The organism is Lysinibacillus sp. FSL K6-0075 (assembly GCF_038592945.1).
Classification (GTDB): domain Bacteria; phylum Bacillota; class Bacilli; order Bacillales_A; family Planococcaceae; genus Lysinibacillus; species Lysinibacillus fusiformis_F.
This window is the reverse complement of record NZ_CP151947.1, coordinates 900,882-926,985: the sequence shown is the minus strand read 5'-3', so window position 1 is coordinate 926,985 and position 26,104 is coordinate 900,882. Positions and strand designations below refer to the sequence as shown.

23 protein-coding genes and 1 riboswitch are annotated in these 26,104 nt (G+C 37.4%); of the genes, 12 read left to right on the top strand and 11 right to left on the bottom strand.

The annotated features are described in order from the left end of the window. The first annotated feature begins 33 nt into the window (after window positions 1-33). A complete protein-coding gene (locus tag MHB65_RS04265) occupies window positions 34-3,123 on the top strand; it encodes an efflux RND transporter permease subunit (RefSeq protein ID WP_205441632.1) in 3,090 nt (1,029 codons plus the stop codon). A gap of 45 nt (window positions 3,124-3,168) precedes the next feature. Here the strand turns inward: MHB65_RS04265 and MHB65_RS04260 are convergent, their stop codons facing one another. Next, on the bottom strand, window positions 3,169-4,737 hold the full coding sequence (locus tag MHB65_RS04260) for a family 10 glycosylhydrolase (RefSeq protein ID WP_342442598.1): 1,569 nt from the start codon (window positions 4,735-4,737) through the stop codon (window positions 3,169-3,171). Window positions 4,738-5,170: 433 nt separating this feature from the next. Here MHB65_RS04260 and MHB65_RS04255 point away from each other — a divergent pair, with 433 nt between their 5' ends. Then, on the top strand, window positions 5,171-6,424 hold the full coding sequence (locus MHB65_RS04255) for an MFS transporter (protein ID WP_205441620.1): 1,254 nt from the start codon (window positions 5,171-5,173) through the stop codon (window positions 6,422-6,424). Window positions 6,425-7,318: 894 nt separating this feature from the next. On the opposite strand, the gene MHB65_RS04250 is transcribed toward MHB65_RS04255, so the two are convergent. Then, the gene (locus tag MHB65_RS04250; RefSeq protein ID WP_342442597.1) at window positions 7,319-8,026 is read right to left on the bottom strand and encodes a response regulator; all 708 of its coding nucleotides are present in this window, start codon (window positions 8,024-8,026) and stop codon (window positions 7,319-7,321) included. Beyond that, on the bottom strand, window positions 8,027-9,628 hold the full coding sequence (locus MHB65_RS04245; RefSeq protein WP_342442596.1) for a sensor histidine kinase: 1,602 nt from the start codon (window positions 9,626-9,628) through the stop codon (window positions 8,027-8,029). Between the two features lie 401 nt (window positions 9,629-10,029). Here MHB65_RS04245 and MHB65_RS04240 point away from each other — a divergent pair, with 401 nt between their 5' ends. The 3 genes from MHB65_RS04240 (at window position 10,030) to MHB65_RS04230 (ending at window position 12,256) form a co-directional block, all read left to right on the top strand. Continuing rightward, window positions 10,030-11,292, top strand: coding sequence for a dicarboxylate/amino acid:cation symporter (locus tag MHB65_RS04240; RefSeq protein WP_342442595.1), 1,263 nt, complete (start codon window positions 10,030-10,032; stop codon window positions 11,290-11,292). A gap of 100 nt (window positions 11,293-11,392) precedes the next feature. Continuing rightward, window positions 11,393-11,608 carry a hypothetical protein gene (locus MHB65_RS04235; protein WP_342442594.1) on the top strand — a complete coding sequence of 72 codons (216 nt, stop codon included), beginning with the start codon at window positions 11,393-11,395 and terminating at the stop codon, window positions 11,606-11,608. 105 nt (window positions 11,609-11,713) lie between these two features. After that, window positions 11,714-12,256 (top strand): GNAT family protein, encoded by a 543-nt coding sequence (locus MHB65_RS04230; protein WP_342442593.1) that lies wholly within the window; start codon window positions 11,714-11,716, stop codon window positions 12,254-12,256. 33 nt (window positions 12,257-12,289) lie between these two features. On the opposite strand, the gene MHB65_RS04225 is transcribed toward MHB65_RS04230, so the two are convergent. The 8 genes from MHB65_RS04225 to MHB65_RS04190 form a co-directional block, all read right to left on the bottom strand. Continuing rightward, the gene (locus MHB65_RS04225) at window positions 12,290-13,273 is read right to left on the bottom strand and encodes a S66 peptidase family protein (protein ID WP_342442592.1); all 984 of its coding nucleotides are present in this window, start codon (window positions 13,271-13,273) and stop codon (window positions 12,290-12,292) included. Further along, window positions 13,270-13,785: a GNAT family N-acetyltransferase gene (locus MHB65_RS04220; RefSeq protein WP_342442591.1), complete on the bottom strand. Its 516-nt coding sequence runs from the start codon at window positions 13,783-13,785 to the stop codon at window positions 13,270-13,272. Before MHB65_RS04220 ends, MHB65_RS04225 begins: the two co-directional genes overlap by 4 nt. A gap of 18 nt (window positions 13,786-13,803) precedes the next feature. Next, a complete protein-coding gene (locus MHB65_RS04215) occupies window positions 13,804-14,769 on the bottom strand; it encodes a S66 peptidase family protein (protein ID WP_342442590.1) in 966 nt (321 codons plus the stop codon). A gap of 16 nt (window positions 14,770-14,785) precedes the next feature. Then, complete coding sequence (locus MHB65_RS04210; protein WP_342442589.1) at window positions 14,786-15,889, bottom strand: GNAT family N-acetyltransferase; 1,104 nt, start codon at window positions 15,887-15,889, stop codon at window positions 14,786-14,788. A gap of 132 nt (window positions 15,890-16,021) precedes the next feature. Further along, complete coding sequence (locus MHB65_RS04205) at window positions 16,022-16,501, bottom strand: hypothetical protein (protein ID WP_342442588.1); 480 nt, start codon at window positions 16,499-16,501, stop codon at window positions 16,022-16,024. A 6-nt stretch (window positions 16,502-16,507) separates the two neighbouring features. Then, window positions 16,508-17,170: a TrkA family potassium uptake protein gene (locus tag MHB65_RS04200; RefSeq protein WP_004224679.1), complete on the bottom strand. Its 663-nt coding sequence runs from the start codon at window positions 17,168-17,170 to the stop codon at window positions 16,508-16,510. A 141-nt stretch (window positions 17,171-17,311) separates the two neighbouring features. Continuing rightward, entirely contained in the window at window positions 17,312-17,767 is a 456-nt protein-coding gene (locus MHB65_RS04195) for a redoxin domain-containing protein (RefSeq protein WP_205441599.1), read from the bottom strand. A gap of 149 nt (window positions 17,768-17,916) precedes the next feature. After that, on the bottom strand, window positions 17,917-18,459 hold the full coding sequence (locus MHB65_RS04190; protein ID WP_004224676.1) for a peroxiredoxin: 543 nt from the start codon (window positions 18,457-18,459) through the stop codon (window positions 17,917-17,919). Window positions 18,460-18,865: 406 nt separating this feature from the next. Here MHB65_RS04190 and MHB65_RS04185 point away from each other — a divergent pair, with 406 nt between their 5' ends. The 7 genes from MHB65_RS04185 (at window position 18,866) to thiW (ending at window position 25,767) form a co-directional block, all read left to right on the top strand. Beyond that, window positions 18,866-19,408: an XRE family transcriptional regulator gene (locus tag MHB65_RS04185; RefSeq protein ID WP_004224674.1), complete on the top strand. Its 543-nt coding sequence runs from the start codon at window positions 18,866-18,868 to the stop codon at window positions 19,406-19,408. A 17-nt stretch (window positions 19,409-19,425) separates the two neighbouring features. Beyond that, a complete protein-coding gene (locus MHB65_RS04180) occupies window positions 19,426-20,532 on the top strand; it encodes an ABC transporter ATP-binding protein (protein WP_205441597.1) in 1,107 nt (368 codons plus the stop codon). Beyond that, on the top strand, window positions 20,522-21,331 hold the full coding sequence (locus MHB65_RS04175) for an ABC transporter permease (protein WP_205441595.1): 810 nt from the start codon (window positions 20,522-20,524) through the stop codon (window positions 21,329-21,331). Before MHB65_RS04180 ends, MHB65_RS04175 begins: the two co-directional genes overlap by 11 nt. Then, window positions 21,328-22,125 carry an ABC transporter permease gene (locus MHB65_RS04170; protein WP_205441593.1) on the top strand — a complete coding sequence of 266 codons (798 nt, stop codon included), beginning with the start codon at window positions 21,328-21,330 and terminating at the stop codon, window positions 22,123-22,125. Before MHB65_RS04175 ends, MHB65_RS04170 begins: the two co-directional genes overlap by 4 nt. Continuing rightward, window positions 22,122-23,195: an ABC transporter substrate-binding protein gene (locus MHB65_RS04165; protein WP_205441591.1), complete on the top strand. Its 1,074-nt coding sequence runs from the start codon at window positions 22,122-22,124 to the stop codon at window positions 23,193-23,195. The genes MHB65_RS04170 and MHB65_RS04165 overlap by 4 nt, the downstream gene beginning before the upstream one ends. Window positions 23,196-23,801: 606 nt before the next feature. Next, window positions 23,802-24,998 (top strand): MFS transporter, encoded by a 1,197-nt coding sequence (locus MHB65_RS04160; RefSeq protein ID WP_342442587.1) that lies wholly within the window; start codon window positions 23,802-23,804, stop codon window positions 24,996-24,998. Window positions 24,999-25,064: 66 nt separating this feature from the next. Continuing rightward, window positions 25,065-25,172: riboswitch (TPP riboswitch) on the top strand. 94 nt (window positions 25,173-25,266) lie between these two features. After that, window positions 25,267-25,767, top strand: coding sequence for an energy coupling factor transporter S component ThiW (thiW, locus tag MHB65_RS04155; RefSeq protein ID WP_342442586.1), 501 nt, complete (start codon window positions 25,267-25,269; stop codon window positions 25,765-25,767). Window positions 25,768-26,104: the final 337 nt, after the last annotated feature.

Genomic DNA, 26,104 nt, shown 5'->3' with positions numbered 1-26,104 from the left:
AATTTAGATAGTCAATAAAGGGTAGGTGTGAAGGTGAAAGGTTTAGTTAATTTCGTATTAAAAAACAAATTGGCAGTGTGGTTATTAACAATTATCATCACTGTCTCTGGTATTTATTCGGGTACAAGAATGAAAATGGAATCGATACCCGATATTTCGATCCCATACTTAATTGTCATGGGTGTATATCCTGGCGCAACGCCTGAACAAGTCATGAATGATCTTTCCATCCCATTTGAAAAATCCATAGAAAGTTTAGAAGATGTCAAGGCAGTTTACTCAACATCCTCTTCCAACGTAGCACAAGTTCAAGTGGAATACGACTATGGAATTGATATGGATGAGAAAAAACGACAATTAGAGGCAGCTTTAGATAATATTAAACTACCTGAAGGTGCTCAAGAGCCTACTATTATGGCAATCAGCATGAACATGATGCCTGTAGTCGCATTATCTGTAAGTAGCTCTAAGGAAGATATTGTGGATTTAACTGCAACAGTTGAAGACGTTTTACTTCCTAAAATCGAAAAAATTGATGGTGTTGCTTCAGCTACCATCACAGGTCAGCATATTGAACAAGTATCATTTAAATATGATGAAGAAAAAATGGCAGCACTTGGTTTAACGGAAGATACTGTTAAACAGATGATTCAGGCAAGTGATATGTCACTGTCACTTGGTTTATATCAATTTACTGTTGGCGAGCAAGCCGTTTCAGTAGACGGTAAAGTACAATCCGTTGATGAACTGAAAGATTTATTAATCCCAGTTACACCTTCAGCTACAAATCCTTCACCTTTCGTTCGTCTAGGTGATATTGCAAAAATTGAAGTAGAAGGTAAAGTACAATCTGTTTCACGTACAAATGGTCAAGATGCCATTGCTATTCAAATCGTTAAAGGCCAAGATGCCAATACGGTAACAGTTGTCAATGCAGTAAAAGACCTCATGAAGGATGAGGAAAAACGATTAGATGGCTTAAACGTAGAAATCTCTCTTGACCAAGGTGCCCCAATCGAAGATTCCGTATTTACAATGATCGAAAAAGCAGTATTTGGTGGCGCAATTGCCGTATTAATCATTTTACTATTCTTACGTGATTTCAAATCAACTATTATCTCAATTATTTCTATCCCAGTTTCTGTCTTCATGGCATTACTGCTTTTAAACTGGATGGATATCACATTAAATATCATGACCCTCGGCGCGATTACTGTCGCAATTGGGCGTGTTATCGATGACTCCATTGTAGTTGTCGAAAATATTTACCGACGAATTCACTTAAAACAAGAAAAACTTACAGGTCGTGCCCTAATTCGTGAAGCAACGATTGAAATGTTTAAACCAATTCTTTCTTCAACATTAGTAACGGTAGCTGTATTCGCCCCACTTATTTTCGTAGGTGGTATGGTAGGCGAATTATTCATGCCATTTGCCCTTACAATGACATTTGCATTAGGTGCTTCGTTATTAGTTGCCATCACAATCGTACCTGCTTTATCTCACTTCTTATTCCGTAAAAAATTATACGGTGAGAAGACAGAAAGCCAACATAAAGAGGTTGGTAAACTTGCTACTTGGTACAAAGGTGTCTTAGAAAAAGTATTAAATCACAAAATTATTACATCTGTCATTGCAATTCTTTTACTTGTTGGTTCTCTTGCATTAACACCACTTATTGGTTTTAGTTTCATGGGCTCACAAGAAGAAAAAGTTATGTACTTAACGTATACGCCTGCAACGGGAGAGCTTGCTGACGAAACAGCAGCGAATGTTGAAAAAGTAGAAAAAGAATTAATGAAACGTAAAGATGTTAATATTTTACAAGTTTCCATTACAGATGCGAAGAATGTAGATCCATCAGCAATGATGATGGGTGGAGGTGCTGGTGGTGCCTTAATGTACCTTATCTTTGATCCGGATATGGAAGACTTCCCTAAAGCTCGTGAAGAGGTTGAGGACTATGTATTTAACATCGGTCAGTCAGGAGAATGGAAGTCTCAAAACTTCACTTCTATGTCTATGTCATCAAACGAAGTCAGCTATACACTTTATAGTGATGACTTAGATAAACTTCGAGATTCTGTAAAACAAGTAGAGGGTGCTCTAAAAGAAGTGGATGGCTTAGAAGATATTAAATCTGATAATGAAGATCCATATGTAGAGCATGTGTTAAAAGTTGAACAAAAAAATGTCCTTCAATATGGGTTAACAACAGCTCAAATCGTGATGGCATTAAATTCGAATACATCACAAGAAGTGTTAACGACCGTGAAAAACGATGGTAAAGATATTGATGTAATTGTTCAACGTGATGCTAAAGCAGCTGCGACTTCACTTGATGATGTCTTAGCTACTGAAATTAAAACAGCATTAGGCACAACAATGACAATCGGAGAATTAGTAGATGTTGAGGAAGGTACGACACTTAACTCATTATCTCGTTCAAAAGGTGAATATTTCGCAACAGTATCTGGTACGATTATCGGTGACGATATTTCAAAAGCCACTACTGCTGCTGATAAGAAAATTGATAAATTAGATTTACAAAAAGGTGTAACGCTTGGCGTTGCTGGTGTTGCTGCAGATATGCAAGAAACATTCACGAAGCTTGGTATTGCGATGTTAGCGGCCATTGCCATTGTTTACTTCATTCTAGTGGTAACATTCGGAGAAGGTTTAGCTCCGTTCGCTATTCTTTTCTCACTACCATTTGCTGTAATTGGTGCATTCATTGGTTTATTCGTTACAGGTCAAACCATTTCTGTATCTGTTATGATGGGTCTATTGATGTTAATTGGTATCGTCGTAACCAATGCCATCGTATTAGTTGACCGTATCATTCATATGGAACATGATGGTCTTGCCATGCGTGAGGCGATCCTCGAAGCAGGAGCAACACGTTTACGTCCTATCCTAATGACAGCCATCGCAACAATCGGTGCTATGATTCCAATGGCACTTGGAACTGGTGGTAGTGGATTAATTTCTAAAGACTTAGCCATCACTGTAATTGGCGGTTTGTTATCTTCTACCCTATTAACACTAGTTGTTGTACCAATTGTTTATGAAATGCTATCTAAAATGTTAAAGAAAAACCGTAAAGATACTGAAGAAAATTAATAAAAAACAGCCACTCATGCAGTCATTGCATGAGTAGCTGTTTTTTTATTGATCTTCTTTCACTACAAAAACTTCCTTGCTTTCCACACCTGTTGCAGATACAGCCGTAATGCCGTATGTATAGCTATGCTTAGCAAGAGCTGACTTGTCCACAAATTTAGTGAGGCCATCCATATTATAAACAACATCCACTATATTTCGAGGGTCATCATAAGAGCCTTCTTTGTTTCCTGTAAAACGATAAATGACATACTTGCGTGGTTGTGTTTCATTTTCGTCTATAATCTCAATCTTGCGTCCTGCCGCTTCCTTTGTCACTTGCACAAAAGTCGGCACGTTCGGCACTATGTCATCATCCCAAGTTGTTTCTGGTGTCAGTGCTGTGTAATTGTATAGTTGTTGGCTAACAATCGTTGCATAGCCTAGTTTATTGTTTTGAAAACTTCTTAAGGAGAAATGCATTTGCCCCTCAGCCGCAACCTTTTCCGAACGATTCGCTAGTATTTGATTTGGTAATTCCATTTTATTTTTCCATGCTGCATCACTGTCATTGCCCACCTTGTAATCAGCAAGCCCAATGTATAGATGCACAGGGTGCGTTGTTGCGTATGTTTGCACTTCATGGCTCCACCAATCCAGCAGCGTCCCATATTTCGCAACAGATAATGTTCTTGACCAATAAATTTGTGGTGTAATGTAATCAATTGTGCCATTTTGAATCCATGTTCTAACGTCTGCATATAAATCATCGTAATTATTGACACCAGCCCGTGTATCGCTTCCTGTTTTATCAAGCGATTTATTGCGCCATACACCAAATGGTGAAATACCGAATTGAACATATGGCTTTGTGTCTTTAATGGCCGTATAAAGATTTTCTACAAGCTGATTGACATTATCTCGTCGCCAATCCTCCACCTTTTTAAAGGAAGCACCATATTTTTTAAAAGCTGCTTGATCTGGAAAAACTTCATTAGCAATTTTGTATGGATAAAAATAATCATCCATATGAACTGCATCAATATCATAATTGGCAACTAACTCTCTTACTACTTCAACTAAATAGTCTTGTACTTCGGGTAAACCGGGATTTAAATAATATTGCTTGCCATATTTGATAACCCAGTTTGGATGTGTTCTAGCGACATTGTCGGCAGCAAGGTCTGTCAATTTTTGTCCAGACATTGTTACACGATAAGGATTCATCCATGCATGCAGCTCCATACCCCGTTTATGCGTTTCGTCTATCATTATCGCAAGAGGATCGTAACCAGGATTTGTGCCTTGTTTTTTACCTGTTATGTAAGATGACCATGGCGCTAAATCAGACGCATACATTGCATCATTTGTTGGTCTTACTTGATAAATAACAGTATTGAATTTATTGGCTTTTAGTTGATCCAATGTTTGGCGTGTCCAAGCCGTGTACTGCTCCTTTGTCATACCTGCTTTCATATCAAGATTGAGAACGGTTGAAATCCAGACAGCCCGCATTTCCCTTTTCGGCTGTGTCGTGCTCGCCTTCGCTGTATTTACAGGGATTGTCGATAGGCATAATACAAAAATCATCGCGACTAAAGTTAAAAGTTTCCATTTACTATTATTCTTTCTCATATTTCCTCCATTTGCTATTTTTCTATTTTAGTATATGATAAGTGCTCGCTATATGCACGTCTTCGTAGCAAGTTCACCTGATGAAATAAAGCAAATCATACATTTCACTTTTATGCCAAGTTTAATAGATTCATTTTATAATTTCCATATTTTTAAATTTGACCTAGTTTTTGTTTAATTCATTCTTTACGCATAGAAGGACTTTATGCTACAATCAACACAACTTATATAGAACGGAGGGTATTCCAATGACAGCTTCAATTAGACTACGATTTCACATTACTAATTAAATATGTGTACACTTTGCCTGCTGTGCAAGGGAAATGGAATTAGGTCTAGTCTGTTTTAGGAATACTGGAAAAGAGGGGACTTCTACTCCCCTCTTTTTTTGTTGTCTTTTAACTTTCCACACAGGCACTACTGTTAGAAAGGGATGACGAATTTGGAACATTGGAAACGTAATACGATACTTTTTTTAAGTAGTCAAACGATTTCACTTTTTGGCTCTGCACTAGTGCAATATGCCATTACATGGTATATCACGCTTACAACGCAATCAGGCAGCATGATGACCATTGCGATTATTTGCGGCTTTCTACCAACCTTCTTCTTAGCACCTATTGCTGGTGTCTGGGCAGATCGCTATAATCGCAAATGGCTTATTATTTTGGCAGACGGCATGATTGCCTTATCCACGCTAATTTTAGCGATTTTATTTTTAATCGGCTATGATGAGCTTTGGCTACTATTTGTTATCTCAGCCGTACGTGCAGTTGGCGCGGGTATTCAAACACCAGCTGTGGGCGCTATTTTACCGCAATTTGTGCCTGAAGAGCACTTAATGAAGGTCAATGGCGTAAATAGTAGCATTCAAGCTTTTATTATGATTCTTGCACCTATGGCAAGTGGTGCATTATTAACAATGGCTTCCATTGAATCCATTTTCTTTATTGATGTGACAACAGCGGCTATTGCCATCGCTATCTTCTTATTATTTCTGCATATTCCTGCACATGCAAAAGCAACGCAGCCACAAACAACAGGCTATTTTAGTGATATGAAACAAGGCTTCATCTACATTAAAGAGCATGCTTTCTTAAAACAATTGTTCTTGTTCTTTGCCTTTTTCATGCTGCTTGCTGCACCTGCTGCCTTTTTAACACCTTTACAAGTTACACGTAGCTTTGGTAATGATGTATGGCGTTTAACTGCCATCGAAATGGCCTTTGCCATTGGTATGTTAATCGGTGGGATCGCAATCGCAACATGGGGTGGCTTTAAAAATAAAGTGCATACGATGACATTATCTGCTTTATTATTTGGTCTTTGTACAATGGCTCTCGGAATCATCCCTGTTTTTTGGCTGTATCTTGTGATCATGGCCATTACTGGTATAGCCATGCCAATCTTTAATACACCCGCAACGGTGTTATTACAAGAAAAAGTTGAAAGTGATTATATGGGAAGAGTATTTGGCATTCTTAGTATGATATCTACCTCTATGATGCCGTTAGGAATGCTAATTTTCGGTCCAATAGCTGATATTATTGCTATTGAGTGGCTACTCATCGGTACAGGATTATTACTCTTCATCCAAGGATTTTTCCTTCTGGGCAGTAAAGTCTTATTAAAAGCTGGCAAACCTACTCTCAAGCATATGGATGTTGACACGCTAGAAAAAAAGTGAAGATTTCGTTTTGAGATAATTGTTGTTGATAAAAAAACAATTAAAACTTAGCTTATAAACAATCTTAAACGCATACAGATTTTCTCGACGCTAAAAAAGCTCTACTAATATGTAGGGCTTTTTCGTCTTTATCCATCCAAAGATCTGCATATTATAATTTGCAGTTTTTACATGTTGTTGAAAAAAGATCATGTCACTAGCAGAAAAAGACCTTTTAGCAAGGTGAGGGATTGATTTCCGTTCCGCCAGCGTCCTTTCCAGGGGGCGTCCGATGAGCCGCTTCACTCACTTGCGTTCGCTCCAGGGTCTCCTCTGTGACGCTAAATCCCCTAGGAGTGACGCTGGCTCCACTCCAATCAACCATTCTGCAAAGTGTCTTTACTTTTTTCATACTAGCATAGCAATCAAATAGCCCAATAACTGTATTCTTAGGGGGATAGGCCCTTTATTTTCAATGTGGAGAAGTGATGCGTGACATCATAAAGAGTAGTGAACACCTTCACTTTATTAGAAAACCTTTGTTAAAAAGTTAAATATTTATTGGTTGGAGTGGAGGGCTACTTGACTCCCGTGGGATAGCGAGACAGGCAAAACTCTAAACGGAGCGGTAGCGGAGGAAGCGATTCGGCGCTCGCTCACAGGAAAGCAAGTAGCCTGCAACGGAAATTCATTTTCACTTTTCACAAAAATTCTATTGATTGTTTTGTTTTTCAACACTATGAAAAAATTGCATATTATAATATGCAATTTTTATTCCTTTAAAGGAATTTAAAGATATGTATTAGGAAATAGGGCTTCTAGAATTCCTCTGTGCATTTTTCACCATAACTTCATACACTTTCAATAAAACAAAAATACGGGCTTTCAATCTAGTTGAACTAAAATCTATTATCATTAAATATAATAACGATGAATAGGACGTCCTACGTTTCCATATTGTATATCTACTTTTAATAGATTCTGCTTTTCTAAAAAGTCTAGATAGCGTCTAGCTGTAACACGTGCTGTCCCTATATAAGTTGATACCTCCTCCGCTGATACTGCCTCGCCACTTTTCTTTATATATGCAAGTACCTTATCTAAGGTAGCTCGATTAAACCCTTTTGGGAGCTCTTCTATAAGAATGGCATCCATTCCTGTTGTTGATACTACAACTTGCTCGGGAAGACGTTGTTGCATTAAATGATCCACATCATGTTGAGTTAAATCTTGCATACCGCTTATTTTCTTTCTATAGTTTTGGTAATTTTTTAAAGTCTGCTCAATCCGCTCAAACGTAAAAGGTTTCATAATATAATCATAGACACCTAAGTGTAAAATTCGCTGCACAGTGGGCATATCATTCGCAGCTGTTACCGCAATCACATCAACATGAAGATGCTCCTCTCGGATTTTCCCTAACGTAATAATGCCATCTTGCTCTGGCATAAAAATGTCCATAAAAACAAGCTCTGGATTTAATTGTTTAATTTTTTGAATCCCCTCAATACCATTGCTAGCATAGCCGACTAATGAAAATCCTTTGATTTGCTCAATAAATTGCCTGTTCACTTCTCGTACCATTGGATCATCTTCAATTAATAAGACATTTATTACATCCATCTATACTTCTCCTAACTCAAATAAAATTAAGAAACTTGTTCCTTTCATAAATTCACTCACAACTTCAATATCTCCATTGCCCTTTCTTACAATTTCATATACTAAATGCAAACCAATGCCCCGATTTTCACTAGCCTTTGACGAAAATCCATTTTCAAACATACGATCCTGCACCTCTTTGGACATGCCAATCCCATTATCGGAAACCGCTATCGCTAAGACTCCATCATGCTCGTCTACAGAGATGGCTACATATTTATCTTCCTTAGAAAGGACATTTAAAGCCTCAAAAGCATTTTCAATTAAATTGCCGAATAATACAACAAAATCATGATGATCTAATAGAGGTGGAAAGCGTTTAAAATGACTTTTTCGATCAATTTCAACCTCGATCCCCAGCTCTTTGCCATAGCTTACTTTACTTAATAACAAACCTGAAATATTTTCATTATGAAAGCGTTCATTTAAAAACTTCGTCAATGAGGCTTCATTTTCAGTAGTCACTGTAACATATTCAAGTGCTTGCTTTGTATGTCCCAATTGCAGTAGTCCTGCAATCGTATGAATCTTATTTTTATGCTCATGGGTTTGCACACGTAATGCTTGAACAAAAGCCTTTACACCCGTTACTTCCTCCGCAAGCTTTTTCACAGCTGTTAAATCTTTAAACATAGCAACTGCTCCGACTAGCTCTCCATTCACAATAATGGGTACACGATTACTTAAAATACTATGATGATTAATGTAAAGCTCTTGATCATAAACAGGTGTTGCTGTTTCAACAATTTCAGGCAGACGGGTGTCAGGCAAAACATCATAAATCTTTTGTCCAATACAGTCCTCTATTTTCCTAGAAACCCCTAAAATATCGGCCGCTTTTTCATTAAAAATGGTGATATTCATTTCCTTATCAACGGCTATTATTCCCTCATGCATGGCATTAAAGGTTTCTGTTCTTTCCACATACATTTTTGCAATTTCATGAGGTTCAAGCCCAAACATTTGTTTTTTTATATGTCGTCCGAGTGTATATGCACCGAAAATACTGAAAATCAGCGATATAACAATCGTTATCATAATTTCACGCTCATAACTTTGTAACATTTCCAGAAAATCTGGTAATGAATAGCCAACTACTACAATGCCCACTTGTTCCCTTTTATCATTTATAATTGGCACGAAAGCGCGTATCATAACACCGGATTCTCCACGTGCCTTCGATACATAATAATGTTCACTAAACGCTGCGTTTAAATCCTGCGACTCACTGCGCTGTCCTAATTCCTTACTTACTGGGTGTGATAGTTTAATACGTTCCATATTCATCACAACAATATACTCGGCCTTATGAATCACTCTAATGCCATCTACAATTTTATTAATATTTTTTGCAGCTTCTTTTATGTTGTCATTTTCCAAATGTACACTAAGCTCTGGTACATTTGATACAGTTCTTGCCACAAGCATTGCCCGCTGACCAAAGTCTTTTTCCTGTTCAGATAATAGGTTACCCAGTAAAAAAATACCACCTAGTAAAAAGGAGAGTGCAATGATTAAAAATGTCACTAACAGTATTTTGCCGTTCACAGGCATTTTCATCATTAAAAATTCCTTCCTTTCAAATTTGCATTCTCAAAATCAGTGGCATACATATCGATTATATGTTTTTAAGATTATCTGCAAAAAAATCTTTTGACAACACCTTTAGTCTATATAAGTAGCAGAAAATATTGAATTTAATGAACAATATTACAAATTGACAATTTAAAAAGAACTTTTTTATCACTCTATATTTTTGTATTATAACAATAATTAATTAACTATAGCGTACCATAACAGAGATAGTTATTGATATTACTATATTTATATGTAAGGATACGCAAATGTACTTAATGAACGTTATGTTTCTTATTTTCTAAATCTCTTTTTTCAAGAAGTATTCGCTATGATGATTCTATTGAAAGCGATATCAAAGAGAAAATTTAGAAAAGAGGTAGCAAAAAATGAAATTACTGAAAAATTTGACTGTTCAGGTTATAGTGGCTATCATCCTTGGGATAATTGTCGGAGCCATTTTCCCTGAGTTCGGTGCCAGCTTAAAAATCTTAGCAGACCTATTCATTAAATTAATTAAAATGTTAATTGCCCCAATTATTTTCCTAACAGTAGTTATTGGAATTGGCAGTATGGGAGATATGAAAAAGGTCGGGAAAATCGGAGGGAAGGCATTACTTTACTTCGAAATCGTTTCCACAATTGCCCTAGCAATCGGAATTGCTGTAGCTTTAATCGTAAGTCCTGGTACAGGCTTGGATACATCAGGTGCATCTGATGCTGATATTTCGAAATACACAACTGCTGCGGCTGAATCTGAGCAGGGCTTGGGTGCATTCATTTCTAGTATTATTCCAGAAAATGTAGTTGGTGCATTGGCAACTGGGCAACTATTACCAGTTCTATTCTCTGCTGTTTTATTTGGCTTAGCAGCCGCTTCAATCGGTGCACCCGCAAAACCAGTCATCACATTCTTTGAGCAAGTAGCAGAGATATTCTTCAAGATCGTAAGTATGGTGATGAAAATATCACCAATCGGGGCTTTTGGTGCAATGGCCTATACAATTGGGAATTTTGGTTTAAAATCTCTAGGTAATCTAGGTCTATTAATGGCTGCCGTATATATTACAATGTTTTTATTTGTTGTCTTTATTTTAGGTACCATCGCAAAATTCTTTGGATTCAACATCTTTAAATTTATCGCTTACATCAAAGATGAAATTTTCTTAGTCATTGGGACATCCTCTTCTGAATCAGCTCTACCATCTATGATGCGAAAGCTTGAAAATTATGGTTGCTCGAAGCAGGTTGTAGGTTTAGTTGTTCCTACTGGGTACTCCTTTAATCTAGATGGGACTTCCATCTACCTATCAATGGCTGCCTTGTTTATTGCACAAGCATATGGAATGGAACTAACTTGGATTCAAATCATTACACTACTCGGAATTTTAATGATTACTTCTAAAGGTGCAGCAGGCGTAACAGGCTCAGGTTTTATCACATTAGCAGCAACTTTGGCTGCCTTCCCAATGATACCAGTGGAAGGAATAGCACTTTTAATCGGTGTTGATCGCTTTATGTCTGAGGCTCGTGCTGTAACAAATTTAATTGGTAATGGTGTAGCTTGTGTTGTGGTGTCAAAATCTGAAAAAGAGTTTGATGTAACGATGGAAGAACGTGCACTTCAAGGAAAAACCACTATTTCTTCCTAAGAAAAATGGTTGTGATGATAGCCATCGCCGTTTCCTCTATCACCCAAAATGTTTACACTCTAGTAAAAAAGTGAAAGTTAATAGTAAGAGGTGATAGTGTATGACTAATAAAAAACAGGCGAAAACACGTAATACGAACAACCCTGATGTATTGGATACAGATAAAGAAAGCATTTTTGATAAACATGAGGACATGAAAACAGTTGATCCAATACCTGTCGAAGAATTGAATGAAAAAGTGAAAGATGAACAACATAAATCCAAAACAAAGGATTCTTCCGCAACAGATAAGCGCTATCGATCATGTAAAAGTTGAATTTTAAATTATCGTGTTTCAAAATGAATAAACATATAAAGTCGACCTAATCCATTATTATAATAGGTCGGCTTTTTATATACTTTTTGTTAAAGGGGGTAAATCATGAGTAATATACCAATTATGAAAACGGAGAGGTTACTATTAAGACCTATTACACCTCAGGATTTAGAAGCAATGTATGACTACTCTTCCCGTGAAAATGTCGTGCGTTATGTGACATGGCAAGCACATACAAGCTTAGAGGATACAAAGGCTTTTATGGCATTAATTTTTGATGGTTATCAGCAAGGCAATCTGATGTTATGGGGTATTGAATATGCAGGAACAATTATTGGAACAATCGATTTTGTTACGATGAATGACACTCATAAATACGCGGAAATCGGTTATGTGCTTTCTGAGGATTATTGGAACAAAGGCTTCACAACAGAAGCAACGAAAAAACTCATTGACTTCGGTTTTAATGAATTAGATTTAGTACGTATCCAAGCACGATGCTTTGAAGAAAACATTGGCTCCCAAAAGGTTATGGAGAAATCAGGTATGCAGTTTGAAGGGTTATTACGCAAAAGTATGTTTGTTAAGGGTCAATACCAAAATGTGAAAATGTACGCTATAACTGATGATGATGATAGGAAACTCTAGCAAATAAAGCCTTGCTCCGTATGCAAGGCTTTATCATGACAACCATTTTTCTACACAATAAATCTTTTTAGCTGTTGCATCCAGCTTTACTTGTTTCCCTATCGCTATTGGATGCATAGGGTGTGTATGACAAATATCCACCTCTGCTAATATAGGAATTTCTATTCCATCCAACTGTTCAAGTAGAATATCGTAGGGTTGTCGCCCCGTTCCTAAATCATCATAGCATTCATGTTTCCCCAAAATAATCCCACTAACTTTGTTAAAGACACCATGCAATTTCAGCATAGCAAAATTCTTTTCAACAACAGCAGCATTTTTTAAGCAGTCCTCCACTAATAAAATGTCACCTTCCAAAACTTCAGGGAAATAAGGCGTACCAATAAAACCATACATGGCATTAGCATTCCCACCAATTAACCTCCCTTCAGCAACCCCTTGCTGAATCGCTAACCATTCATTCTTTTTGAGCTGCTTATCGACTGTCTTCTCTAGCCAATTAACAGGTTCATCTGACCAATAAGGAGGCATTGGAATTTCATATGGTAATGCTTGCGGCTTCAAGAAATAATGCTCAAAAAATTTGAAGGTATCATTTACTAAAGGTTCAAACTCGCCAAAGGAAGGTACGAGGGCTGGACCATAAAAAGTTGATATACCCGTCTTTGCATAAAGTGCCAGTAGAATGACCGTTGCATCCGAATAACCTACAACAATTTTTGGGTGTTGACGAAAAGCCTCATAATCAATATAAGGTAGCATGCTATTGGCATTGGTGCCCCCGATGGTAGACATAATCATATCCACATTTGGGTTGCGTAGTAACGCATTCAATTCTTCTGCTCTTTCCTTTGGAGAACCTGAACGATAATAATCTGATTTGCCAGTAAGAGAACCTGTCACGATTTGAAAATTTTTCTCCTCCAGAAACGTTTTAGCACGTTCATAACGTTCCAAAGCCGTCACCGTTGCTGGTGAGGATGGTGAATAGATGCCGATGTTTATTTTTGAAGTCATACGCTAGTTCCTCTCCCAATCAATAGTTTTGACATGTAATATTCATTGATATATTGTCCATCTACATACAGCAAATCCCTCTTCGTTCCCTCAATATCAAAGCCCATTTTCTTATACAAAGCAACACCCGACTCATTATTTTCCATAACGGTTAGTTCTAGACGATGTACACCATTATCCATTGCCCAATTTTCTACATGATGAAATAAAGCCGTTCCAATCTTTCTTCCTCTATAGTCACTATGTATGCCTATGACAAGATAAGCACGGTGAGCAATTCTTGTCGGCTCATTGCCCTGTACAATTAAGTACGCCACAACCTGTTCATCTATTTCAGCTACGAACAAAGCCGAGTGTTGACTATGATGTAGCTTGTCTATATACTCCCCAAATGGCTTAGGTGTTAAATTGCGCTCACCTGGTCCAAATAACATAAAATTCGATGCCTCTGCATTTGTCATAACAGCTATAATTTGTTCACTGTCATGTCGGGTTGCTTCTCGTATAATCATGTTGAGCACACTCTCCTTCTAAAATTTCGTCACCTGAATCCACATTTCTTTTGTATTCATTTGGATATTCCCACCGATAGGGAATGTAAAAATCGGCTGTGTATGACCAAAATCCACATCATATAATACAGGGATAGTTTTTAATAGTGGATGCTTGTCTAAAATAAAATGTAATTGTTCTTCTGTCATAGCGGAAGCTCGTTGAAATCGACCTATTGCCAATCCTTTAATTGGAGTCGTTGCTTGCAATAATGACGTGAGATCACGTGCAAAAATAGCAGGATTCACAAGCTCATCATCCTCTAAAAATAAAATACAATTCGATAAATCAGGCATGTAAGCTGTTCCTTGCAATAAATTTAATGTGCATAAATTACCACCATAAAGCTGCGCACTCACTTCCCCTTCCGAATAGACCTTCCAGCCGGCTGCTTCAAAATGACGATTTTCCTGATCTATATACCATGCATCATCACTCCAAACGCTAGATGCTACTAGGGGAAATGGATTCTTCTCCATTAAACATTTTTGAAAATAGGACAGCTGATATTGTTGTGCTTGCGCCATACGAAAGCTAGAAAAGTGTGGCCCTGAATAAGTGATAAAATTGCATTTTTTAGTAATAGCTATAGCTAAGGCCGTGATATCACTAAACCCACAAAGTATCTTCGGATTTTCAGCAATCATTTGATAATCTAAATAAGGTAAAACCTCATTACAGTTGTATCCACCAAGCACCGTCAGTATTGCTTTCACCTGTGGATCTCGAAAAGCTTCATGTATATCCGTAACACGATGCATGATGGATGAAGATTGCTGCAAATCACACTCAAAAATGTGGTGACCAAACGATATGCGAAACCCTAATCTCTCCAGTATGGTCTTCGTTTGTTCAACCATCTCTACTTTTAAAATTTGGGCACTTCTACTTGGAGCAATAACACGTATCTCATCACCCCATGTTAATTTTGCTGGTATTCTCATATTTTCTATGTCCCTTCTAATAGGTTTGAATTTTAGCTACTAATTTTTCATTCCTAAAATGGAGCGACTCTGCATCAATGAGTGTATATGCTGGTAATGTAGGATGATTTCCTGACCAGCGATCAAATGCCCACTTTCTCTCTTGATCATCATAATGAGGACAATAAGTACCTGCTAATATTCCTAAGCCCTTCCATTCCTCAAAATCATTATTTGTGTTTTCACTATAGCATTTATCAAACCAACACATGGCCCCAGCACTGATACCAGCTAATATTACCCCTTTTTGATAAGCTTCCTTTAACAATTCATCAAAACCATATTCTCGCCACTTTTCAAGAAGATAACCTGTATTCCCTCCACCCACATAGATAATATGCTGCGCTAGTACTTTTTCTCGGATATTTTTATCAAGCATATCCTTTTGCAAAATATGTGTTGCTTCACAATGATGGAACGCTGCATAAAATTTCTCGATATATCCTTGTGCATCCTTACTTGCGGTGGGAATAAAACAAATTTTAACTCGTTCATTTACTTGAACTTGACGTAAAATGTATTCGTCGATAATTGACGGGTTTTGCTGAGAAAATCCTCCGCCTGATAGGGCAAAGATTTGTCTTGTCCGTTCATTATTTTTTCTTAATTCATATACAGCTTGTTCATGTCCAAATCTTTCTAACGTCCGAACTTTCTTCATCCCTAATTTTTCAAGTAAGCAACAAGATGCCTTGTTAGCCGTTTGTGTTTCTGCCACAATAGATGCTATATTCAGATAATTCAACCCCTCCTCAATTACCTGTGTAAGCACTTCAAAAGCTAACCCCCTCCCCCAAAACTGAGGTAAAAATTGATAGGAAAGCTCATATAAATCCTTATCATGGTATTCATCGATCGAGACAAGACCTATAAATTCACCTGTCGTCTTTAAAGTGATATATAAATATGTATTAGGGAATGGTGCTTCTAGCATGCCTTTAAAAGATGCTTCTATATAGTTGTTTGATGGAACACCCCCGAGAAAAGTTCGAACTTGTTTATTAGAGTAGAGTATATGTATATCTGTGAAATGCTCTGGTTGTATTCGTTCGATTACACAGTTAGTTGACATGATTTTCATTACATCTAGCCCCCTTCTTTATGTCAAAGTTTAATCTAACTCTCTGAATGAAATCAAATATTTTTTCCAATTTTTCTTAATAATAGAATAAAAAAGTAGTGACCAGCATGAATTGCTGAATCACTACCTATATTATTGTCCGTATTGTTCAAGTAAACGTTGCGTATTGATTGATTGTTCAAGTGCCTTTTTCTCTTTTGTCCAATAGATCAAATATTGTGCATCACCTATAGGAAAAACCATTTGCTGCAACTCTTCATCGAGTTCAGAACTAATGGCCACTTTTAAAATTTCCACCTCATATATAGTCTTATCCTTCATTTTATAAACAATATGATAAGCTGGCTTTTCTTCAAAAATAGTCCTTTCCTTTTTGGAAAGCTTCCTTACATGACTTAATGGATATTTCTCAATAAAATGTTGTGCTTCATCGCCTGTAGCACGAAAAAGTGATTGGTCTCCTTGAAATAAATCAATGTCGTCAATTTCTGTGGCATGATCTAGAACAAGAGAGATTGCCTCATCTTCACTTTTTTCTCTGTTTTGCATGATAAATCCACCAATTAATAATATACCAGCAAATATAACAAGTCTCCATCTGCGTTTTGTCATTTGCTCTTACCCATTCAATGCCTTTTTAACAAAACGATTTATATCCACATCAGCGCCTATAACAAGCATAATATCTCCTAGTAAAATCTTGTCACTTGCCTGTGGAGATACAATAATGTCAGCTCCACGCTTGATTCCTACAATGTTGATGCCATATTTAGCGCGAATATCCAAATCCATAATGGAGTATCCTGCAATCGCATCATTGGCCTTTAATTCCATAATGGAGTGTTCATCTGATAGCTCTAAATAATCTAGTACAGTATTTGATAACATATTATTGGCAATACGAATCCCCATATCTCGCTCAGGATGGACGACAAAATCTGCGCCAATTTTACGTAAAACCTTTTCATGGTAATCGTTTTGAGCCTTTACCGTAATTTGCTCAACACCAATTTCCTTTAAAATGATGGTTGTTAATATACTTGCTTGAATATCTTCCCCAATTGCTACAATTACGTGCTCAAAATTACGAATGCCTAATGAATTCAGTACCGACTCATCGGTTGAATCTGCAATAACAGCTTGTGTAGCAATGGAAGCAAACTCATCTACACGCTCTGAAGAATGGTCAATCGCCATTACTTGTGCGCCCTGACTCATTAATTCACGAACAATACTTCCTCCAAAACGTCCAAGCCCTATGACTGCAAACTCTTTTTTCATCATAAAAATCCCTCCGAAAACTACTATACCACCATTGTAGCGTATTCTCTGCGATATGTATTGTCAAAACAAGAGCCTATTCGTCAATGTTGGACAACAAAAAAGACGAGGACTTAGATCCCCGTCTTCAACATATCGTTATTATTCAGCGTTACGCATCTCATCTAGCACGCGGTTTACACGTTTTTCTAGCATTTTCATACCACTACCACCAGCTTGCATATGACGCAGCTGACCATCTTTATCGAACACAAAATACGCTGGTACATATTGGTTTTCAAAAGCATCTGTTAGTTTCATTTCACTGTCTACAAAGATTGGTTGCACAATATCATGCTCTGCTGCTACTGCTTTTATTGTATCTAAATCAGTATCTGCCTCAGAACGTGGCATATGTACTGCTACAACGTTTAATTCATCTTTATATTGATCGCGGAAATTGTTTACGTCTGGCATTGCTTCTTTACATAAATGGCAGCTTACTGACCAGAAGTGAATTAAAGTTGGTTTTTTGCCTACTAATTCCGCTTTTGATACTTCACCATTTAACCAAGTCGTTGCGCCTACTAATTCAGGCATTTGTTCACGAAGTTTCATAAAAATCCTCCTCTAATAGATAGTTTGTCTTCAGATATTTAGCTAACGGTCTAAAAAATCTTTCCAAAAAGAAAAATTCAGTTAAAAGTCCCCACAAACTTGTCGTGGGGACTGTTAATTTGTTGCATAATGACTGGACTCTATTTAAATTATAGAGTTGCTTGGCCTGGACGCCAGTTAGCTGGGCAAAGACCACCCGTTTGTAGTGCTTGAAGTACACGTAGTGTTTCATCAACATCACGGCCGATGTTGTTATCAAATACTGTTTGGTATTTTAATTCGCCTTCTGGGTTGATGATGAATAAACCACGTAATGCGATACCTTCTTCTTCAATTAAAACACCATATTCTTTAGATACTTGATGGTTAGTATCAGCAGCTAATGGGTATTTTAATTCACCAAGACCATTTTGCGTGCGGTCTGTATTAATCCATGCTAAGTGTGTATGGATCGTGTCAGTAGAAACACCGATTACTTCTGCATCTAAGTCTTCGAACTCGTCATAACGATCGCTCATTGCAGTGATTTCAGTTGGACATACGAATGTAAAGTCCATTGGATAGAAGAAAAGAACTGTCCATTTATCTTGTGCTTTAATATCTTCTAATGATACTTTACCAAATGATTTGTCTGAAAGTACTGCTTCCATTGTAAAGTCAGGTGCTTGTTTACCTACCATGCGTTCTGCCATAATAAATCCCTCCGAATAAATATGTAGTTTATATATTCCATTCGCACTAGCGAACTCGTCTTCTACGATAGCAGAGTAACCGTAGTTTTTCAAACAAGTAAACTCCGCCCGTTTGGATGATTGAAATCGATTGACAAAAATTCGTCAAATCCATCAATGGAATTATCGCTACTGTCTTTCTATCAGCTATTTTTAACAATAATTTTCTACACTATACAATTTTTTTCTCAATTAAATTTATACCTCTTTTTTTAACATTTTATAGCTATTTTTTTCACGAAAAACGATTGCAAATTTTTTATTATTATGTATAATTGTAATGGTTTTAGTAAACTAAAAGTTTCGTTAAAGTAAACTTCATATTTCGAAAGTTTATCATTGCTAAACTTCTCTTAGGAGGGAAAAGATGCAAATAGGAGCAAAAATTAAAGCGCTTCGTTTAAAAAAAGGTCTTACCCAAGAGGAACTTGGAGAACGTACAGATTTAAGTAAAGGTTATATTTCCCAATTAGAACGTGATCTAAACTCACCTTCTATTGAAACATTATTTTCAATATTAGAAGTTTTAGGGTCGAGACCTAAAGACTTTTTTGATGATGAATCACCTGAACAGAAGGTTGTTTATACAGAGGAAGATCAATCTACCTATACGGATGAAGAAAAAAAATATGAAATTCAATGGCTAATTCCTACTTCGAATGAAAAAGAGATGGAACCCATTTTCTTAACCTTTGCCGCAGATGGCGAGTTCAAACAGTTTGAGCCTTCGCTCTCTGAAACATTTATTTATGTGGTTAAAGGACGTATTCGTCTCGTTTTAGGGAATGAACAGTATATCGCAAGTGAAGGCAATGCACTTTATTATGACGCGACAGACCATCATCAGATTTTTAATGCACATGATGATGAAACAAAAATTTTACTTGTCGCAACAGATTCTTATTTATAGCTTAAGGAGGCGCATCCATGACAACAAATTCAATTATCCGCTTTGAAAATGTTTCAAAGTCATATAGTGACGGTACCGTCGTTTTAAAAAATATCAATTTGGAGCTTGAAAAAGGGAAATTTTACACACTCCTTGGTCCATCAGGTTGTGGTAAAACAACCATTTTACGAATTATTGCAGGATTTACGGAACCTACAACAGGGGATGTATTTTTCCATGATAAAAAGATTAATGCAGTTCCTGCCAATGAACGTCAGGTTAATACTGTTTTTCAGGATTATGCGCTGTTCCCTCATTTAAATGTTTTTGAAAATGTCGCATTTGGCCTACGTATTAAAAAGCTCCCTGAAAAGGACATTAAAGAGCGTGTGGCTGAAGCCTTAAAGTTTGTCAATTTGGCAGGCTATGGTAACCGTGAAATATCTGAAATGTCTGGTGGACAACGACAACGTGTGGCGATTGCACGTGCCATTGTCAATGATCCTGAAGTAATTTTACTGGATGAGCCACTTTCAGCTTTAGACTTAAAGCTACGTACAGAAATGCAATATGAGCTTCGTGAACTACAGCAACGTCTTGGCAAAACTTTTGTCTTTGTTACACATGATCAAGAAGAAGCACTTGCAATGAGTGACGAAATTTTTGTCTTAAGTGAAGGACAAATTCAGCAATCAGGTACACCGGTGGATATTTATGATGAACCGATTAACCGCTTCGTTGCTGACTTTATAGGTGAATCCAATATTGTACCTGGTGTAATGATTGAGGATTTCAAGGTTGAATTTGCTGGCAAAGTTTTCGAATGTGTCGACCAAGGGATGAAGCTAAATGAAAAAATAGACATTGTCATTCGACCAGAAGATTTAGAAATGACAACGGTTGATAAAGGAAAACTTGTGGTAAAAGTGGATACACAATTATTCCGAGGCGTACATTATGAATTATCAACATACGATAAAGATGGTAATGAGTGGTTAGTCCATTCATTGAAGAAAGCAGAAGTAGGGACTGAAATTGGCTTAGACTTTGATCCTGAGGCGATTCATGTAATGCGCTTAAACGAAACAGAGGAAGAGTTTGATAAACGATTAGAATCGTATGGGGACGATGAAGATGCAAACTAAAACATCGAAATCAGCGTTATTTCCATATGTGTTATGGATTGCCTTTTTCGTTATCGCGCCGATTGCACTCGTTGTTTATTATTCCCTACTTGATTTACATGGCAACTTTACGCTCGATAACTATAAAGGATTCTTTTCTTCTGTTTACTTAAAAATGACTTTGAGCTCGTTTTGGTATGCATTTTTAATTACATTCTTTACATTATTAATCTCATATCCAACTGCCTATTTCTTAACGAAGACAAAACATAAACAACTTTGGCTTCTGCTTATTATTATTCCTTCATGGATTAATCTTTTATTAAAAACATATGCCTTTATCGGCATCTTTGGGTTATACGGCCCAATTAATGCATTTATCGAAGTATTTGGCTTCGATCCAAAGCAAATGCTCTTTACTGATATTAGCTTTGTTTTTGTATCGGTCTATATTTTTATTCCATTTATGATTTTACCGATTTTCAACTCTTTAGATCGATTAAACCCAACGCTCATTTATGCAGCACGTGATTTAGGTGCTTCGGCTTTTACAACCTTCCGTCGCGTTGTTTTACCCTTGACAATGGATGGCGTTAAGTCTGGAATTCAAGTTGTCTTTATCCCAGCACTATCCCTTTTCATGATTACTCGCTTAATTGCGGGGAACCGTGTCATTACTCTAGGTACAGCGATTGAACAGCAATTCCTTGTGACACAAAACTGGGGCATGGGTTCCACTATTGCTGTATTCTTAATCTTATTCATGGTGATTATTATGCTAATTACGGGACAAAAGGATAAAGGAGGTCGCGTACGATGAACAAACTATCTGCATCAGCCAAAGTTTATTTAACAATTGTCTTTATCGTTCTCTATGCACCAATCCTCTATTTAATCTTTTACTCGTTCAATAGTGGCGGTTCCATGAATCATTTTGAATCCTTTACTTTAGAGCATTATCAAGCCGTTTTCGAAGATTCACGTCTTCTTGTTATATTAATAAATACGGTCATCGTGGCATTACTTTCTGCTCTCATTTCTACTATTATTGGTACGCTAGGAGCAATTGGTATTGTGACGGTTAAGGATTCAAAAATGCGTAATACTTTACTATCCTTAAACAATGTCTTAATCGTCAGTCCAGACGTTATCATCGGGGCAAGCTTCTTAATTTTATTTACAATGGTTGGCATTAAACTGGGCTTTGCATCTGTGTTATTAGCTCATGTCGCATTTAGTGTACCGATTGTTGTACTAATGGTTTTACCCAAACTACTAGAAATGAATAACTCATTAATCGATGCAGCATTAGATTTAGGGGCAACGAAAAAGGACGTTATGATGCGTGTCATTCTTCCTTATATTCAGCCAGGTATTTTTGCAGGCTTCTTCCTTGCCCTTACGTATTCATTAGATGATTTTGCCGTGACGTTCTTCGTAACAGGTAATGGCTTCAGTACCTTATCCGTAGAAATCTATTCAATGGCCCGAGCAGGAATTTCTCTAACGGTGAATGCGATTTCTGGATTAGTATTCTTTGTTACGGTTTTAGTTGTTGTTGGTTATTATTTCATTACAAGTCGTACGAGTAAAAGAATGGAGGGGCAACGATGAAGTCATTAATTCAAGCTACCATCGCCATCCTTGTCGTTTCAGCCCTTTTATTCTATGCGGCTGACGCCTTAAGTGCAGGCGGCGGTAAAAGTGGAAAAGACACGTTAACCATCTTTAACTGGGGAGAATATATTGATCCCGATTTGTTAAAAGCATTTGAAAAAGAAACAGGCATTCATGTCATCTATGAAACATTCGATTCCAATGAAGCCATGATGACAAAGATTCAACAAGGCGGAACAGCTTACGATATTGCTGTGCCTTCTGAGTATATGATTGAAAAAATGAAGGAAGAAAATTTATTGATTCCTTTAGATAAAACGAAAATCCCTAATTTTAAAAATATTGATCCTTACTTTTTAGATTTACCATTCGATGATAACAATAAATATTCTGTCCCTTATTTTTGGGGAACTGTAGGTATAGTCTACAATCCAAGCCTTGTTGGAGACTTAGACTTCTCTTCTTGGGACGATTTATGGGACCCTTCCTTAAAACGAAAAGTGTTTTTAGTGGATGGTGCTCGTGAAGTCATAGGGATGGGCTTAAACAGTCTTGGACATTCTCTGAATTCACTAGATGATCAAGAACTACGTGAAGCTACTGATAAATTAATCACACTCGCACCAAATGTGAAAGCTATCATTGGAGATGAAATTACGCCATTAATGATCAATAATGAGGCGACTGTAGCCCTTACGTGGTCTGGGCAAGCAGCAGACATGATGTATGAAAATGAAGAGCTAGACTTTGCAGTACCTGAGGAAGGCTCAAACTTATGGTTTGATAACATGGTCATTCCCAAAACATCGAAAAATATCGATGGTGCCCATGCCTTTATCAATTTTATGCTAAGTGCTGAATCTGGTGCTCAAAATGCCGATTTTGTAGGCTACTCAACACCTAATATTGCAGCTATGGACTTAATGGATGAAGAAGTTGTTTCTGACGAACGCTACTATCCTTCTGAAGAACAACGCGATACATTAGAGGTCTACAAAAACTTAGGACCAGATTACTTAGGGAAATACAATGAATTATTTTTAGAATTTAAAATGAGTATTCGATAATTAAACTAGCGAATTGGTTTTCACACCCATTCGCTAGTTTTTTTCTGCTTATCTAACTTTCTATTAAATAAGAACCTTTACAATGGATTATTTGCATTATTATATTTAGAAAATAATTTATCTGGATTTCGAGGATTCCTACATCATTTGTTATGGAGTAGCTTTGCATCTAGATATTGTCATCTATCATGCACAACTTTATATTGTTTTATCGAAAAACAAGCCATGAAAGTGTACTTTTTATATTACATAACCTTCACTCAGTATTTCTGATGCCGCTATATCATCGCTAGGATTTATAGCCAACCTTTATGTCATTACAGACTAACTCACATTTTTTTATTCTCTCTACATAAGCGAAGTTCATCCATTGTTGTTGCAACTTAGGAGCTATAAAATTTTCCACCTCCCATTCTACAGCTTCATTTTCATCCATTTTTATTACAAAAATGGATTATTTCGCAATTCGTAGATGCCCGGACGAAAACTTTTGTGGAAAACCATTCTAAATATAGAACCAGTTCTACAATCTTAACTATTAGCCAAGCAATAATTCTTTATGATAGACTGTACTATATTTGATTACAAAAAAAGGGGGTTCATTCGATGACCCAGCAGAAGTCCAATAAGGCGGCTTTGTATATTTTAATGTTTAATATGTTTATCGCAATGGGGAGTATTGGCATAATTATTCCTGTCATGCCGGAGTATTTAAAAATATTTGGTGCAGCAGGACAAGTTCTAGGTATGCTAATTGCAACGTTCGCCTTAGCTCAATTCGTATTTTCTCCTATTGCTGGGAACCTTTCCGATCAGTACGGTCGAAAAAATTTAATTATTTTCGGTCTCATCGTGACAGGTCTTGCACAAATCGGTTTTGGCCTTGCTACAGATGTATGGATGCTCTTTTTAGCACGCTTTTTAGGTGGCCTAGGTTCCGCTTTTGTCGCACCTCCTATTATGGCTTTTGTCGCTGACGTCACAACCTATGAAGAACGCGGGAAAGGGATGGGGATGTTGGGTGCTGCCATGTCTCTTGGTTTTATGATAGGGCCAGGAATCGGTGGTTTCTTAGCAAAGGTTAGCTTACATTTTCCATTTTACACTGCTGGAGCTGCAGCCATCCTAGCTTCTATTTTATCTTACTTTTTATTACCATCTACCAAACCAAACACTGCACAAAAGAAGCAAAAGCAAGACAATCTGGCGAAGCAAATGGCTCGTTCCATACATATGCCTTATTTTGTAATGCTTATCATTATGCTGGTGTTCTCATTCGGAATTGCAAACTTCCAAACGACATTGTCATTATTTGTGACAGAAAAGTTTAATTACACACCTGTGGACATAGCAATTATATTAGTTGTCGGTGGTGCTTTTGGGGTAGTTGTACAAATGTTTATTATTACACCACTATTCAATCGCTTCGGTGAAATGAAGGTAGTCCTTGTCAATTTATTTATTGCATCTGTTGCTATTTTCTTCATATTATTTGTTTCTGGCTTTGCCCTTATATTAGTTGTAGCAACGATTTTCTCTACAGCAACGACATTAATTCGTCCAGCTGTTAATACACTCATCTCAAAGCTTGCAGAGAAAGAACAAGGATTCGCTGCGGGCTTGAATAATGCCTATATGAGTCTTGGTAATATGATTGGACCCGCTTTGGCTGGTTTATTATTTGACTGGAATATGAATAGTCCATATATTTTCGGATCGATCATATTATTAGCTTGCTTCTTCCTTGCACTCATCTGGACATTGAAAAAAGCACCTCATTTAATGCATCCCGATACAAAATAGTCTGAAAAATCATTGACTATTTTTAGCAGTATGTTACATTAATGTTGGTCAACGAAATTGAATGATTTTAACCACTAGGGGAGTCTTTAAAAGGCTGAGACGTATATGGTAATATACGGACCCTTTGAACCTGATCTAGTTCACACTAGCGGAGGGAAGTGGCGCTACTTGCTGTTGTCACTATATACACGCAAGGCCGCTTCCTATTGTTTAAAGGGAGCGGCCTTTTTATTTTTCCTCACGAACTTTATCAAAAGGAGTGAACTTTATGTCAATTCGTAAATTAACAGTCATGGCTTTATTAGTAGCTATTGCTGTTGCAGGCTCTACTTTCGTATCTATCCCAACAGGAATCGCACGTGCTTACCCCGTTCAGCATGCTATTAATGTGATAGGAGCCATTATACTTGGACCCGTACCAACAGTAATAGTTGCCTTTGTCACTGCCGTCATTCGAATCCTTACCGGAACAGGCTCTCTATTAGCTATCCCTGGTAGTGTCATTGGCGCGTTCTGTGCGGCCCTTGCCTATAAATATAGCAATAAAATGTGGTTAGCTGGCATCGGAGAAGTTGTGGGAACTGGCATTCTTGCTTCACTTATTGCCGTACCTTATGCAAAATTATTCATGGGAACATCTGTAGCAGCATTCTTCTTCCTACCTGCCTTTTTAACATCAAGTACAATCGGCGCCATTCTAGGTGTTATGGTTGCTAGCAGCTTGCGTAAAACGGAGCTAGTAAAGAGGTTTAATTCTTCTCTTTATTGAGGGGGGTGGCCAAGATTGGAGCGCTTTTCTTCCTTCTATGAGCGGCGATGGCCTTGGTTGGAGCGCTTTCCGTCTCCTTATGAGCGGCGATAGCTCAACTTAGAGCGCCTTCCATCTCCTTAGGAGCGGCTGCGACTCAATTTAGAGCGCCTTTCTTCTCTTTAGGAGCGGCAGGGACTCAACTTAGAGCGCTTTTCTTCTCCTTAGGAGCGGCTGCGGCTCTATTTAGAGCGTCTTTCATCTCCTTACGAGCGGCTGCGACTCAATTTAGAGCGCCTTCCTTCTCCTTACGAGCGGCTGCGGCTCTATTTAGAGCACCTTCCTTCTCCTTACGAGC

Bases quoted from the DNA above. Each gene is read 5' to 3' on its own strand.
- MHB65_RS04260 (WP_342442598.1), bottom strand. From the start codon at position 4,737: ATGAGAAAGAATAATAGTAAATGGAAACTTTTAACTTTAGTCGCGATG.
- MHB65_RS04255 (WP_205441620.1), top strand. From the start codon at position 5,171: ATGACGAATTTGGAACATTGGAAACGTAATACGATACTTTTTTTAAGT.
- MHB65_RS04250 (WP_342442597.1), bottom strand. From the start codon at position 8,026: ATGGATGTAATAAATGTCTTATTAATTGAAGATGATCCAATGGTACGA.
- MHB65_RS04245 (WP_342442596.1), bottom strand. From the start codon at position 9,628: ATGATGAAAATGCCTGTGAACGGCAAAATACTGTTAGTGACATTTTTA.
- MHB65_RS04240 (WP_342442595.1), top strand. From the start codon at position 10,030: ATGAAATTACTGAAAAATTTGACTGTTCAGGTTATAGTGGCTATCATC.
- MHB65_RS04235 (WP_342442594.1), top strand. From the start codon at position 11,393: ATGACTAATAAAAAACAGGCGAAAACACGTAATACGAACAACCCTGAT.
- MHB65_RS04230 (WP_342442593.1), top strand. From the start codon at position 11,714: ATGAGTAATATACCAATTATGAAAACGGAGAGGTTACTATTAAGACCT.
- MHB65_RS04225 (WP_342442592.1), bottom strand. From the start codon at position 13,273: ATGACTTCAAAAATAAACATCGGCATCTATTCACCATCCTCACCAGCA.
- MHB65_RS04220 (WP_342442591.1), bottom strand. From the start codon at position 13,785: ATGATTATACGAGAAGCAACCCGACATGACAGTGAACAAATTATAGCT.
- MHB65_RS04215 (WP_342442590.1), bottom strand. From the start codon at position 14,769: ATGAGAATACCAGCAAAATTAACATGGGGTGATGAGATACGTGTTATT.
- MHB65_RS04210 (WP_342442589.1), bottom strand. From the start codon at position 15,889: ATGAAAATCATGTCAACTAACTGTGTAATCGAACGAATACAACCAGAG.
- MHB65_RS04205 (WP_342442588.1), bottom strand. From the start codon at position 16,501: ATGACAAAACGCAGATGGAGACTTGTTATATTTGCTGGTATATTATTA.
- MHB65_RS04200 (WP_004224679.1), bottom strand. From the start codon at position 17,170: ATGAAAAAAGAGTTTGCAGTCATAGGGCTTGGACGTTTTGGAGGAAGT.
- MHB65_RS04195 (WP_205441599.1), bottom strand. From the start codon at position 17,767: ATGAAACTTCGTGAACAAATGCCTGAATTAGTAGGCGCAACGACTTGG.
- MHB65_RS04190 (WP_004224676.1), bottom strand. From the start codon at position 18,459: ATGGCAGAACGCATGGTAGGTAAACAAGCACCTGACTTTACAATGGAA.
- MHB65_RS04185 (WP_004224674.1), top strand. From the start codon at position 18,866: ATGCAAATAGGAGCAAAAATTAAAGCGCTTCGTTTAAAAAAAGGTCTT.
- MHB65_RS04180 (WP_205441597.1), top strand. From the start codon at position 19,426: ATGACAACAAATTCAATTATCCGCTTTGAAAATGTTTCAAAGTCATAT.
- MHB65_RS04175 (WP_205441595.1), top strand. From the start codon at position 20,522: ATGCAAACTAAAACATCGAAATCAGCGTTATTTCCATATGTGTTATGG.
- MHB65_RS04170 (WP_205441593.1), top strand. From the start codon at position 21,328: ATGAACAAACTATCTGCATCAGCCAAAGTTTATTTAACAATTGTCTTT.
- MHB65_RS04165 (WP_205441591.1), top strand. From the start codon at position 22,122: ATGAAGTCATTAATTCAAGCTACCATCGCCATCCTTGTCGTTTCAGCC.
- MHB65_RS04160 (WP_342442587.1), top strand. From the start codon at position 23,802: ATGACCCAGCAGAAGTCCAATAAGGCGGCTTTGTATATTTTAATGTTT.
- thiW (WP_342442586.1), top strand. From the start codon at position 25,267: ATGTCAATTCGTAAATTAACAGTCATGGCTTTATTAGTAGCTATTGCT.